The sequence below is a fragment of the Paenibacillus glacialis genome (assembly GCF_001637205.1).
Lineage (GTDB): Bacteria > Bacillota > Bacilli > Paenibacillales > Paenibacillaceae > Paenibacillus_AQ > Paenibacillus_AQ glacialis.
Map to the genome: position 1 here is coordinate 1 of NZ_LVJH01000015.1, position 12,188 is coordinate 12,188.

The following is a 12,188-nucleotide window of genomic DNA, read 5'->3' on the forward strand; positions in this document are numbered from 1 at the left end:
CTGGAGAAACGGGAGGTACTGGAGCAACAGGAGGAACTGGAGCAACAGGAGAGACTGGAGCAACGGGAGAGACTGGGGCAACAGGAGTAACTGGAGCAACAGGAGAGACTGGAGCAACAGGAGAGACTGGAGCAACGGGAGTTACTGGAGCAACAGGAGTTACTGGAGCAACAGGAGAGACTGGAGCAACGGGAGTTACTGGAGCAACAGGAGCAACAGGAGTTACTGGAGCAACTGGTGCAACAGGTGCAGGTGCGATCATACCACTGGCATCTGGAGGACCCGTTACTTTGACCACGGTTGCGCTAGGATTAGTCGGAACAGCAGGTCTTGTTGGATTTGGAAGTTCTGTCGATGGGATCTCAATTGTAGGCGGCGTTATTGATTTGACGGGCACTGCTGTGGGACCTCTTATTAACTTTGCGTTTTCCGTGCCTCGTGCAGGAACGATAACATCGATTGCTGCTTACTTCAGTAATACCATATCAATAGCTCTTATTGGAACTACGGTAACGGCTGTCGTGCAATTGTTTGAGTCAGCTGGACCAGGACCAACTAACTCATTCACTTTAATACCAGGCGCAACAGTAACACTTCCAGCTCTAACGGGAACTGTTAACTTGGGGGATTTTGGAAATGCAATTACAACAGGTTTGAATATTCCTGTAACCCCTCAGACACGTTTACTAATGGTAGTCTCAGCCACGGCGACAGGGCTTAACGTTGTTACTACAACCACTGGATATATTAGTGCTGGCTTCACCCTTGAATAATAAAAAGTTCATATATTTATACTAAGACACCTATTAGGGTGTCTTTTTTCTGTTAGTCATACAATTAAAGGCTACAGTGTTTTTTTGTAAAGCCTTTAAATGAATGTTATCTTATTTTGATCTGCATCTAACCATAGAATATAGTCCTTATTGCATACTGGACGCATAATTATATAGCTACAAAATAATGAATTCCGGATAGAGTTGAGATTCAATCTATATTGGAATTAACTATAGTCTCAACTGAGATAACTCCATTCTCAGTTATAGGTGTTGGAACAAATCTGCAACAATTGTTGGCGGAATTATTAGTGTTTGTTCTTGTGAATATAGAACCTTGTTGTAAGGATAAATTAGTTATTCAAATAAGAAGTATTCAAGTCTCTATTACAATAGCTCTCGGGTTATATACTAATGGAGCAAAAGGTCCAGTATGGTAGGTGCATGAATTCTGAGTTCTTTACTGTGAGACCATCTGTCGATAGAAAAATGTGCTAATCGTTGACTCCTATTATTCGTTGGGAGTCATTTTTTATGTCTCTAATGAGGATTGATGTGGTTAGTACTGTGATTCCTACATGCTTGTTCCCCCAGAGGTTCTATTACTTACAGAAATCCAAGTAGATCGTTTTGATCCTGAGGATTAGTTATGTTTACGCCTTAAATTATGAGAATGGAAAGGTGATGGATATTCATCACGAAATGGACCTTTCAAACGTATATTGTAGAAGTCTTTATAATGGAGAAACAGTTAAACCGTAGACTCATCATCATCAGCATTGTCCACAGGGAGGATTATTTCTTTTTTGATATGCGAGTCAGAAGAAAGTCTGTGCATAACAAAATTATATATAAGACACTTACAAATGTTTAAAGAGTGGAATTATGCTTGAATTATCATTGTAGTTAATCCGTGCTTGAAAAAAATGAAGATCAACGAATAGATCGCCTCAGGAGGTATGCGAATATGTTTAACAACAAAGAAGCGTTTAAGCTACTTTTTCAGGAGAATCTAGTCAGTAAATTGGGAAAGCCATTGAAGGAAGCTCAGAAAGCGGATATCTACACAATTCTGAGTAGTATGATTCGTGAATATGTAGGCAAAAATTGGGCAGATACGAATCAGAATTTCCAATTTCATCAGAAAAAACAAGTATACTACTTCTCAATGGAGTTTCTCATAGGGCGTCTTCTCGGCAACAATCTGCTCAATCTAGGTGTGCTTGAGTGTGTTCGAGAGGGTCTTAAGGAACTAGGGTGGGATCTGGAGGAGCTTGAAGAAGAAGAGTCAGATGCGGGTCTTGGTAATGGAGGGCTAGGAAGACTTGCTGCTTGCTTCTTGGACTCTCTAGCTTCCTTGAAGTACGCAGGACATGGCTGTGGTATCCGTTATAGATATGGTTTATTTGAACAGAAAATTGTTGAAGGTAACCAGGTAGAACTACCTGATTATTGGCTTCAGAAGGGGAATGAATGGGAAGTTCGAAGAGCGGATAAAAAAGTTGAGGTTCGTTTCTGGGGAAATGTAGAGATTCATGAGGAAGATGAAGAACTAGTATTTGAGACACATAATTATGAAGCGGTCACTGCCATGCCATATGATGTACCTGTTATTGGATATGGTGGGGAACATGTCAATACGTTGAGGATATGGAGTGCGGAGTCTACAATGGACCATACGGAAATGTCGGGTCCTAATAATTATTATAAATTCATCCATTATAACCGTTCTGTTGAATCTATTTCTGATTTCTTATATCCTGATGATTCTCAGTACGAAGGAAAGCTACTCAGACTCAAACAACAATATTTCTTGTGTTCAGCAGGTCTACAAAGTATTTTGGGTACATTTGAGAGGCTTGGACTTACGATAGATCATCTTCCAGAAAAGGTAGCTATCCATATTAATGATACGCATCCTACACTAGTCATCCCTGAATTGATGAGGATTTTAATTGATGTGAAGGGCTTAGGTTGGGCAGAAGCGTGGGATATAACCTCAAGAACGGTATCTTATACCAATCATACTACTTTAAGCGAGGCACTTGAGAAATGGCCTATTTCCATGGTGAAGGAACTACTTCCGAGGATTTATATGATTATTGAGGAGATCAATAAGCAATTTTGTGGCATGTTGATGAAGAAATACCCAGAACATCCTGAAATCATACCACAGATGTCGATTATTGATGGTGAGCAATTGAAAATGGCGAACTTGGCAATCGTAGGTAGCTACAGCGTGAATGGCGTGGCGGCTCTTCATACGGATATTTTGAAGAAACGGGAAATGAAGCTATTCTATGATCTGTATCCAACTCGTTTTAATAATAAGACGAATGGTATTACTCACCGTCGTTGGCTGATGCATGCTAACCCTGCGTTGGCAGATTTAATTAGTAATACCATTGGTACACGTTGGATGAATGAGCCACAAGAAATGGTAGGATTATTGAAATACAGTGAGGATATCGGCTTACAAGATCGAACTCGAGCAATTAAACAGCATAACAAAATGAAATTAGCGTCTTATATTCACGAGAAACAAGGGATCATTGTTGATCCATACTCTATCTTTGATGTACACGTGAAGAGATTGCATGGCTACAAGCGACAGTTGATGAACATCCTACACATCATGTATTTGTACATTCAAATGAAACAAAACTCAACTATTGAGAGGATTCCACGTACATTTATTTTTGGTGCCAAAGCAGCGCCGAGCTATTCGTTCGCCAAAAGAATTATTAAACTTATCAATGTAGTAGCTAATCAAGTTAATCGAGACCGAGAAGTGAATCAGAAGATGAAAGTTATCTTCTTAGAGAACTACTCCGTATCGCTAGCAGAGAAGATTATTCCAGCATCAGATGTCAGTGAACAGATTTCGACGGCTAGTAAGGAAGCATCTGGTACGGGGAATATGAAATTTATGATGAACGGTGCATTAACATTGGGGACGATGGATGGAGCTAATGTGGAGATGCATGAAATGATAGGGGACGACAATATGTTTCTCTTTGGATTACAATCCGCGCAAGTACTTGATTATTATCAGCATGGCGGTTACGTAGTGAAGGATGTGTATCATAAAGATGCACGTGTAAGAGAAGTTATGGATCAATTAGTTACGCCGGGCTACTTTGGTATAAATGAACTTGAATTTGGTGACATATTTAATTCTATTATGAGTACAAATGACGAGTATTTTGTACTCAAGGATTTTGCTAGCTATGTTGATGCTCATCTGCAGATTGATCTTTCATATCGTAATTCGAAGGAATGGCAAAGGAAATCCATCTTAAATATCGGTCATTCTGGTAAATTCTCAAGTGATTGTACGATTAGTAAATATGCTTCTGAAATTTGGGGATTAAAAGGAAATCAAGCAAAATTACAAGCGAAGTTGTAGAAGTTACGTATGACCTGAATAATCTATATGATAAAGGAAACGGAGGAGCACTTTAAGTGAAAAGTGGAGAATCCGTTTCTTTGCTATTCAGAGGAACAGCCAACTAATCTCTTTACTAGTAAGCTTGCAGAGAGACATGGGGGGTTCTAGTTGAACCATAATCAGGAAAATAGTGATGTGAAACTATCGCTTTTGTATATAATATATAATTTGATAGTGATGTCCTTAATATAGTTAGAGTGGGGAGAACGTAGATGTCTATACATAGAGAGAGAATATCGAATATTTCTTTAATGGCTATGTTTGTGATTTTTGTGGGAACAGTAATAGCAGTTCAACTAACAACGGTTTATATGAGTTTAGGTTTGGCGCTCATTCTATGCATGATTCATTTGTTAAAACCTGTATCTCATGGTGTTCGTGATGTTTCCTTGTTGAGTGTTCTATATCTATTGGGATATTGGTTGTTCGTGTGTTTGAATTTATTTATAAAGGAGTATCTTAACCAGCTAGGTCTGCAAAGAGAATTAATCATTTCATGTTCACGCTTGAGTCTGATTGGATATATTATACCATTCCTATTTTTTACGAGAATTAATAAGATGACAATAAATTATATGAAGATGGGAAACTTTACAGAAACGATTTATTTTCCATTGATATGGCATGGAGTGAAGGATCCAATATGGAGATTTCTACTGATTGCATCAGGTACGGTGATCGTTTCATTTAGTTTTGTCATTGATTTTAGTCAGGACAATATAGTTCCACTTTTGTGGGTTGGTATTTTGTTTGCGTTGATTAATTCCGTCTTGGAGGAAATATTATGGCGAGGGCTCATTCTAAGCCGATTTGTCGATGAGTTAGGTGAGAAGTGGGGACTAGTCGTAGTCAGTATAGGTTTTGGAATGTACCATTATTCGATCGGATTTCCTTGGAGTGTGTGTGCATTGTTCTCTGTATTTGGCATGTTATTGGGAGGAATTACGATTCGATCTAAGGGATTGCTCCCTGTAATGATTCTTCATTTCATTATGAACATACTGTTTGTATTTAGCGGATTAATCTTCAATATGTAGCGAAGAAGAAATATGAACTTATTTAAGCGATATGATTAATAGTTGGAACCCTACTGAGCTACGGTGAATCCTTCAATAAGACTACAATTTGAGGGTTTACACACCTATTGGCGAGGGTTCTATTTGTGTTTAATGGTTGATATCTATAATTGAAGCAAAGGTTATACGTAAAGGAGTGTGAAACGGTGGGATTTACTAACGGGTCAACTCCGTTTGATCGTTATGAGCTGTCAGATCAATTTTACTTGCAGAAGGCTGACCAGAGGGAGTGGGGACTATTCTTCTCTGTGTACTATAACGCAGAATATGTCCGTATTTTCAAGGAGATGACTCTTCCCATTCTGAGAAATATTGATCCATTCTGGATTTATAAAGGAAGGACGAAGATCGGAGGCGTGGTAATCTCCGCGAACCTAATGAGCCTTTTATATTTCATTCCACCATTTCATGAACAAAGTACGATTGTCCATTTACTGAAGAATGTTTTGCTGAAATGGTCTGATATAACTTTACCTATTCATGTATATGAAGTACTGCAAGATCAGGTGGATTTATTTGCAAGAGCGGGATTCTGGCCAGATGAGCATCGATTTCGTTGGATGCAGCGACCTACAGAAAATTTAGAGTGTGAGTGGGATGGGGCGATGACAATTGTCCAATCTATAACTCAAGATGATCCTTGCACACGTGCATTGACGAATGATAAGGAAATCGGACACCTTTTCTATAGATGTTACACAGATAGTATACGTGGAATGAATAGTAAACCTAAGTCCATTAGTCAATATATAACGGAAACCCAATCTATGGTGAAGGATGCTAGTGAACATCTACTGAGAGCCTCTACTTTAGTCTATGATAAAAGGAACAATGCTCTGATCGGTGCTTGTTTGCTGTCCATGCATCAGGAGGTTCCGAGGATACAGCAACTTGGGGTTCTTCCGAATTATAGGAGACGGGGGATGGGTTCTCACATGATTAAGAGATCGTTAACGATGTTGACAGATCTATATCCATATTTAAGGGTCCATGTTATGCAAGGGAACCCAGTGGAATCTGTATATTATAGCTTAGGGTTTGTACCTGGTCCGATTGAAATCAGCAGGATGCTTGTTCCAGTTAAGTAGACAGACATTTAAATGAGCACCCTCGAATAGAGAGTGTTTTTTATGCTAAATAAGGTGTCATTATTCTAATATAAAAGAGGTCAACGATGACATCAGTCCCTCCCTTTGCTATATCAAGAGAAATTTCTTAAAATGGTATAGAGGTGAGGACTTGAACATGAATACGAAGCTAATATTAGTCGAAGGTCTTCCAGGATCAGGAAAATCCACGGGTGCTCGAATGGTGTATGACATTCTTAAAGAACAAGGTAAGGACGTTCATTTAGTATTAGAGGGAGATGTGGATCATCCAGCAGACTACGAAGGTGTTGCAATCTTCACACCACAGGAGTGGGAGGCATTGTGTGATAGACACAAGAGTCATCAAACATTGATCAATCGCACGGCATTTTACGAAGAGGGTAACTACTTCTTGTCCTATCGAAAGATGCAACAAGATGATCAATCTCGTCTACCTAATTCTGTTTATGACGATATTTTTAAACAGGATATTTATGAAATATCTTATGAACGGAATATGGAGCTTATTGCTTCCAAATGGAAGAGGTTCGGAGAAGCAGCTGCAGCTCAAAAAAAGATATATGTGTTTGAATGTTGTTTCATCCAGAATCCCGTCACGGTAAGTATGGTCAAACATAACAGGAATGAAGAAGAATCTATTCAGTATGTTCGGCAATTGGAGGAAGCCATTAGTTCCCTAAATCCGATGCTAATCTACATGGATCAGAAGGAATATGATATTACTTTCAAGAAAGCTGTGGAAGAACGACCAACAGAGTGGTCAAGTGGGTTCATGGATTATTATACGCAACAAGGCTATGGGCAAGTCCGTGGCTATTCTGGAATGGACGGGACACTACAAGTCCTTTATGCTAGAAAACAATTGGAACAAAGAATTATGAATGAGTTGTCGCTTCCTCGGACAATGATTGATAACTCTCAGTATGATCGAGAACAACTGAGACAAGAGCTCCTTCAAACTTTACTAGGTCATTAAGTACGATACAAAGGAGAATACAAAAGTGATTTATGTTGCATTAGTAGTTGGGATCATACTGCTGGGTGCAGCTGGGATACTAGCATGGAAAAATTCGCAGATTATTGCTGAGAAGTCAACGAGTAATGGAGCGAGTGCTACTTCACTACAATATACTGTACATATTACAAACCAGTGGCAAGACCAGGATTCATTAACACTCGTAGCGTTGTTTCACACCTCATATGTGGTAGGGGAGCAAGATCTACACGCTTATCTATGTCGATTAACCGGCAAGGGTGGTGAACTGAAATTATATGAAGCTGAGAATGTGATGCTTCATAATATTAGGCACGCCAAACAGAAAGGTAAGTTATTATTCGGAGTAGCTATACCTGAATCAGTGATTCACGAGGAAGAAAAGGAAGTGTTGAACCGATTAGAACAGGTACTATTGAATCCCGAAAATGGTTAAATGCGACAATTCATCTTTTCTTTTCTCATTAGTATGTTATGGTAGAAAAAATGGGCTGATGAAGGGAGATTGAATCATGCATATTCATAGTTATGTTGATCCGTCTGATTTCTTAGATCGCGCTGAACCACTGTTAATGGAGAATGAGGTGCTTAATAATCTTCCACTTGGTATTGCATACCGATTAGTCCAATCAATTAAGCATACGGCTAAAGATGCCCATCATGAGGGTCCGTTACCATTCATGGCAATCGTCAGTGATGAGGAACAAGATGTACTTGTTCTACTGAAGACGAGTGCACATCTAATTGTGTACATTAGCGACAAGGTGGAAAGTGTTTACTTGCGGTCTAATGCTATCTCTGTAGCGATCGATCATATCCTTCATCAAGAAGTCATTCATGTTCCCAGTATTATTGCATATCATGAGACAGCTCGTTTGTTCGCGGATAAGTGGAAAGAAGTAACAGGGAAATCCTACGAGATTCAGATGGATCAGCGGATTTATGCCTGCACGAAAGTGCAAGAAGTGAAGTTGAGCCCAGGTATCTTTAGAGCTGCAGAATTACGTGATGTTCCCTTGCTGAGTCAGTGGATTTATGATTTCGCTACGGAAGCTACGGAAGCGATATCTATGAAACATGCGATTGACATGGCTCAGCGTGGGACAGAACAATCTGCCATCTATTTATGGGATGATGGTGAACCCGTATCCATGGCCCAACAGACGAGGCCCACGTTACACGGAGCTGTCATTAATATGGTATACACGCCATTTCAACACCGAAATAAAGGATATGCTGGTTCATGTGTGTCAACACTAACGCGAAATATGCTACGTGGTCCCTATGAATTCGCCAGTTTATATACGGATCTGAGCAATCCTATCTCTAACCATATTTATATGAAGGTTGGTTATGAACCTAGATCAGATTCTGTCGTCCTCGTATTTAAATCTTAATGATTATAATTTAACTTATGGCTGAGCTTGTACGAACCATTCCAACAAAGACATACAGTCATTCTATGGAATGGGGTTCGATAAGTTCAGCCTTTTGTATTTATGAAACGTCATTATTCAGTAGGAGTGTGAATCTTGTGAATATGAAGAGAATCGCAGCAGAATATGCTGTGCAATACATTGAAGATGGTATGAAAGTAGGGCTAGGAACAGGTTCTACAGCATATTGGGCGATCCAACGGATTGGGGAACGTGTTAAGGAGGGTCTATCTATACAGGCAGTTGCAACCTCCAAAGTATCGGAGAGACAGGCGATAGAACTTGGGATTCCCATTATCCCCTTTAGGGAATTAGATAGTCTGGACGTAACGATTGATGGCGCTGACGAAGTCAATTCGGATCTGGACTTGATAAAAGGTGGTGGTGGTGCGCTTCTTAGAGAGAAGATTGTTGCCCATCACAGCAAAAGACTGATTATAGTTGCGGATGAGCGCAAGTTGGTCCAAACGTTAGGGCAATTCCCTCTCCCGGTTGAAATCGTTCCATTCGCATTAGAATGGACACTCAACGCACTTCAAAGACTTGATTGTCGAACCCAGTTGCGTACAGATGAAGAACAGTTATTCGTTACGGACAATGGAAATTACATTGTAGATTGCAACTTCGGATCTATTGAGTTACCATTTAAACTTCATAATGAAATTCTAGGTATTCCAGGTGTTGTAGATAACGGTTTATTTATTGGACGAGCAGATCTAGTGGTGATTGCTCATTATGACGGCATCGTAGAAGTCTTGAAACGTAAGTAGGGGGTTGTATGTTTGACTAGTACGAAGGCTACGCGTAATCGAATCCTTGGGATTCTGATTATCTTCTATAGTTCGTGCCTCATATATTGGATGTTTATTGGTTTTGGCCGTTCAAGACATGCTGGAGGACCCCTTGTGTACAATGTTATTCCTTTTGAAACCATTGGACTCTTTTTACGGAGTATTCATAAAGAACCAAATGCTGCTGGGATCATTAATTTATTCGGTAATATCGGAGTTTTTGTTCCGTTTGGAATGGTACTTCCAATTCTTTTCAAAAGGCTGAGGTCTTATCGGATGTTGACGGTTTGTTTCGTGCTTATCGTAATCGTTATAGAGCTATCTCAGATGTTGTTGCGAGTCGGAAGTTGTGATGTTGATGACGTGATACTCAATGTCATTGGAGTATGGATAGGCTACAGCATGTTACGTCTATTATTCAAACGGTACATATCTTATGAGTAGATGTGGAATATTACCTCTAACTTGGTAATTTACCATGAAATCTTGTACAGAGGTGACCGGTCTCTAATGAAACGTCGTATCTTTCTTGTTTTGGGTTGTCTTTTATTGATTTGCGAAATCGTTCAACCCATAGCAACAGCAGAAGCTAACCCCGATCAACGCGCTTACCACTTTGGGTTCAAGAAAAGTAAAAATGGACAACTTCCTTCGATTAATGAGGAAGGGTTTAAGAGCATTCTTGAAAAGCATGGAGCCATCTTTCTTGGGGATACGAATCAAAAAGATATCTATTTGACCTTCGACAATGGGTATGAGAATGGTTATACAGCAAAAATTCTAGATATTCTAAAAGAAAGAAAAGTTCCTTCCATCTTTTTCGTGACGGGACACTATGTGAAAGATCAGCCAGAATTGGTCCAAAGGATGGTCTCTGAAGGTCATATTGTGGGAAATCATTCGTGGAGTCATCCCGATGTAACTCAGATTTCTAACGACCAATTGAAGAACGAATTGGTGAAGGTGAAGACGGCTGTAGCCGATTTAACAAGTCAAAAGGAAATGACTTTCCTCCGCGCTCCTCGGGGCATTTTTAATGAGTCTATGCTTGCCTCTAGCCGTACAGAAGGGTATACGAATGTGTTCTGGTCTGTTGCCTATAAAGATTGGGATCCTGCTACCCAAAGAGGTTCACAGTATGCTTACACGCAAGTTATGAATCAACTCCATCCAGGTGCCGTTATATTGCTGCATTCCGTTTCTAAAGACAATACCGAAGCGATGGCACAGATGATCGATGATGCTAGGAAACAGGGATATGAATTTAAAAGTCTGACTCAAATGCAGAAAAAGACATATTAAGATTGACAACAGGCCTCCGAATGCATTATCTTTACATTAAGATAATGCATTCGGAGGTTTTAATGATGGAAGAAAGTAAGAATAACTCGAAGAATAATAATGAGCTTTCGCTCGATCTATTTATTGTGTTGGCACGTGCCTATAATTCAGTCATGTCACACTCCATTCGTAGTGTCCAGAGTTTTGGGTTAAACTCAACGGAATTTGGTGTGTTAGATTTGTTGTATCATAAGGGTCCTCAACCTCTGCAAAAGATCGGTGAGAAAGTCCTTATATCAAGTGGAAATATTACGTATGTCGTGGATAAGCTGCAGAATAAAAATTTATTAGTTAGAATTGCTTCTCCAGATGATAGACGTGTCATATTTGCTGATCTTACGGATGAAGGAAGGGCGTTTATTGAAGAGGTATTTCCTCAACATCAGACTACAATCGTAGATTCAGTTGGGGGACTAGATGAGGAAGAGAAGACACAAGCGATTGAACTGTTGAAGAAATTAGGGCTTTCAGCAGAGAATAAACACTAGTGTTTATTTGGAGCGTCATTTGCATAAAGATGGCAGTTCCTGTATCGTTTCCTTATGATGAAATGAATAAATGACATATGGGAAGTGAATAACAATGAATGGACAACTACGATCAACCATATCTGCAGGACTTGAAGTAGATATCGTACTGAAGCAAGATCAGCCTACGGGTAAGCTAACACGCGGAATCGTCAAGGATATTCTCACTAATTCACCGAAACATCCTCATGGGATTAAAGTTCGTTTAACCAGTGGGCAGGTTGGACGTGTACAGCATATTATTCAGAAATAAGCTTCATAAGGAATAATGAATTACCGACCTGTGATTACATAAAGGCAGCAAAGAACTTGGTTTTCAAGTTCTTTGCTGCCTTTATTGCGTTTCTTTTAGGAAGGATCTATTTCATCATTCCGAAGCGTTTCAACTGTGACCACAATTGTTCTTGCTGCAATATTTCCTTCTGTTTGGGACCGATTAGATCGAAGTGAGGGAAAGGATTACGGTTGTGAATATATTTAGGTGGCAAATCGTTAGCGATACACCATTCAGACAAACGTTGCATATCAGAACATCCGACCTTTGTAACGGTATTGAAATTAGGAAATCGTGGATCGAACCAGTAATGAGTGAGGTAAGCAATCTCGCCTCTGTTCACGGCCGCTTTCCATTGCGATAATTCTTCTCTATTAATGCCAAAAGCCATATCTGCTAATCATCCCTATCTGGTT

14 protein-coding genes are annotated in these 12,188 nt (G+C 39.7%); 13 read left to right on the forward strand and 1 reads right to left on the reverse strand.

All coding sequences use genetic code 11. The features are described from left to right. The 13 genes from PGLA_RS08820 to PGLA_RS08875 all read left to right on the forward strand — a co-directional run. The coding region (locus tag PGLA_RS08820) for an exosporium glycoprotein BclB-related protein (RefSeq protein ID WP_281197280.1) at positions 1-773 on the forward strand (773 nt) is incomplete at its 5' end. 209 nt (positions 774-982) lie between these two features. After that, positions 983-1,213 carry a collagen-like repeat preface domain-containing protein gene (locus tag PGLA_RS29705; RefSeq protein WP_425415367.1) on the forward strand — a complete coding sequence of 77 codons (231 nt, stop codon included), beginning with the start codon at positions 983-985 and terminating at the stop codon, positions 1,211-1,213. 527 nt (positions 1,214-1,740) lie between these two features. Next, a complete protein-coding gene (locus PGLA_RS08825; RefSeq protein ID WP_068531703.1) occupies positions 1,741-4,182 on the forward strand; it encodes a glycogen/starch/alpha-glucan phosphorylase in 2,442 nt (813 codons plus the stop codon). 254 nt (positions 4,183-4,436) lie between these two features. After that, positions 4,437-5,261, forward strand: a complete 825-nt coding sequence (locus tag PGLA_RS08830) for a CPBP family intramembrane glutamic endopeptidase (protein WP_084410881.1) — start codon at positions 4,437-4,439, stop codon at positions 5,259-5,261. A gap of 185 nt (positions 5,262-5,446) precedes the next feature. Continuing rightward, a complete protein-coding gene (locus tag PGLA_RS08835; protein WP_068531704.1) occupies positions 5,447-6,388 on the forward strand; it encodes a GNAT family N-acetyltransferase in 942 nt (313 codons plus the stop codon). A 157-nt stretch (positions 6,389-6,545) separates the two neighbouring features. Then, on the forward strand, positions 6,546-7,385 hold the full coding sequence (locus PGLA_RS08840) for a P-loop NTPase family protein (RefSeq protein ID WP_068531706.1): 840 nt from the start codon (positions 6,546-6,548) through the stop codon (positions 7,383-7,385). 25 nt (positions 7,386-7,410) lie between these two features. Then, on the forward strand, positions 7,411-7,839 hold the full coding sequence (locus tag PGLA_RS08845) for a hypothetical protein (RefSeq protein ID WP_068531708.1): 429 nt from the start codon (positions 7,411-7,413) through the stop codon (positions 7,837-7,839). A gap of 76 nt (positions 7,840-7,915) precedes the next feature. Beyond that, complete coding sequence (locus tag PGLA_RS08850) at positions 7,916-8,800, forward strand: GNAT family N-acetyltransferase (protein ID WP_068531710.1); 885 nt, start codon at positions 7,916-7,918, stop codon at positions 8,798-8,800. A 137-nt stretch (positions 8,801-8,937) separates the two neighbouring features. Further along, positions 8,938-9,609, forward strand: coding sequence for a ribose-5-phosphate isomerase RpiA (gene rpiA / locus PGLA_RS08855; RefSeq protein ID WP_068531712.1), 672 nt, complete (start codon positions 8,938-8,940; stop codon positions 9,607-9,609). A gap of 12 nt (positions 9,610-9,621) precedes the next feature. Continuing rightward, positions 9,622-10,074: a VanZ family protein gene (locus tag PGLA_RS08860; protein WP_068531714.1), complete on the forward strand. Its 453-nt coding sequence runs from the start codon at positions 9,622-9,624 to the stop codon at positions 10,072-10,074. Positions 10,075-10,140: 66 nt separating this feature from the next. Next, positions 10,141-10,932, forward strand: coding sequence for a delta-lactam-biosynthetic de-N-acetylase (pdaA, locus tag PGLA_RS08865; protein WP_068531716.1), 792 nt, complete (start codon positions 10,141-10,143; stop codon positions 10,930-10,932). 62 nt (positions 10,933-10,994) lie between these two features. After that, the gene (locus PGLA_RS08870; protein WP_084410883.1) at positions 10,995-11,459 is read left to right on the forward strand and encodes a MarR family winged helix-turn-helix transcriptional regulator; all 465 of its coding nucleotides are present in this window, start codon (positions 10,995-10,997) and stop codon (positions 11,457-11,459) included. Positions 11,460-11,553: 94 nt separating this feature from the next. Beyond that, complete coding sequence (locus PGLA_RS08875; protein WP_068531721.1) at positions 11,554-11,751, forward strand: YwbE family protein; 198 nt, start codon at positions 11,554-11,556, stop codon at positions 11,749-11,751. A 106-nt stretch (positions 11,752-11,857) separates the two neighbouring features. Here the strand turns inward: PGLA_RS08875 and PGLA_RS08880 are convergent, their stop codons facing one another. Continuing rightward, complete coding sequence (locus tag PGLA_RS08880) at positions 11,858-12,163, reverse strand: hypothetical protein (protein ID WP_068531723.1); 306 nt, start codon at positions 12,161-12,163, stop codon at positions 11,858-11,860. Between the last annotated feature and the right edge of the window lie 25 nt (positions 12,164-12,188).

What these genes read in the sequence shown, in the direction of transcription:
- PGLA_RS08830 (WP_084410881.1), top strand. Translation starts at nt 4,437, where the DNA reads ATGTCTATACATAGAGAGAGAATATCGAATATTTCTTTAATGGCTATG.
- PGLA_RS08870 (WP_084410883.1), top strand. Translation starts at nt 10,995, where the DNA reads ATGATGGAAGAAAGTAAGAATAACTCGAAGAATAATAATGAGCTTTCG.
- PGLA_RS08825 (WP_068531703.1), top strand. Translation starts at nt 1,741, where the DNA reads ATGTTTAACAACAAAGAAGCGTTTAAGCTACTTTTTCAGGAGAATCTA.
- PGLA_RS08880 (WP_068531723.1), bottom strand. Translation starts at nt 12,163, where the DNA reads ATGGCTTTTGGCATTAATAGAGAAGAATTATCGCAATGGAAAGCGGCC.
- PGLA_RS08850 (WP_068531710.1), top strand. Translation starts at nt 7,916, where the DNA reads ATGCATATTCATAGTTATGTTGATCCGTCTGATTTCTTAGATCGCGCT.
- pdaA (WP_068531716.1), top strand. Translation starts at nt 10,141, where the DNA reads ATGAAACGTCGTATCTTTCTTGTTTTGGGTTGTCTTTTATTGATTTGC.
- PGLA_RS08840 (WP_068531706.1), top strand. Translation starts at nt 6,546, where the DNA reads ATGAATACGAAGCTAATATTAGTCGAAGGTCTTCCAGGATCAGGAAAA.
- PGLA_RS08875 (WP_068531721.1), top strand. Translation starts at nt 11,554, where the DNA reads ATGAATGGACAACTACGATCAACCATATCTGCAGGACTTGAAGTAGAT.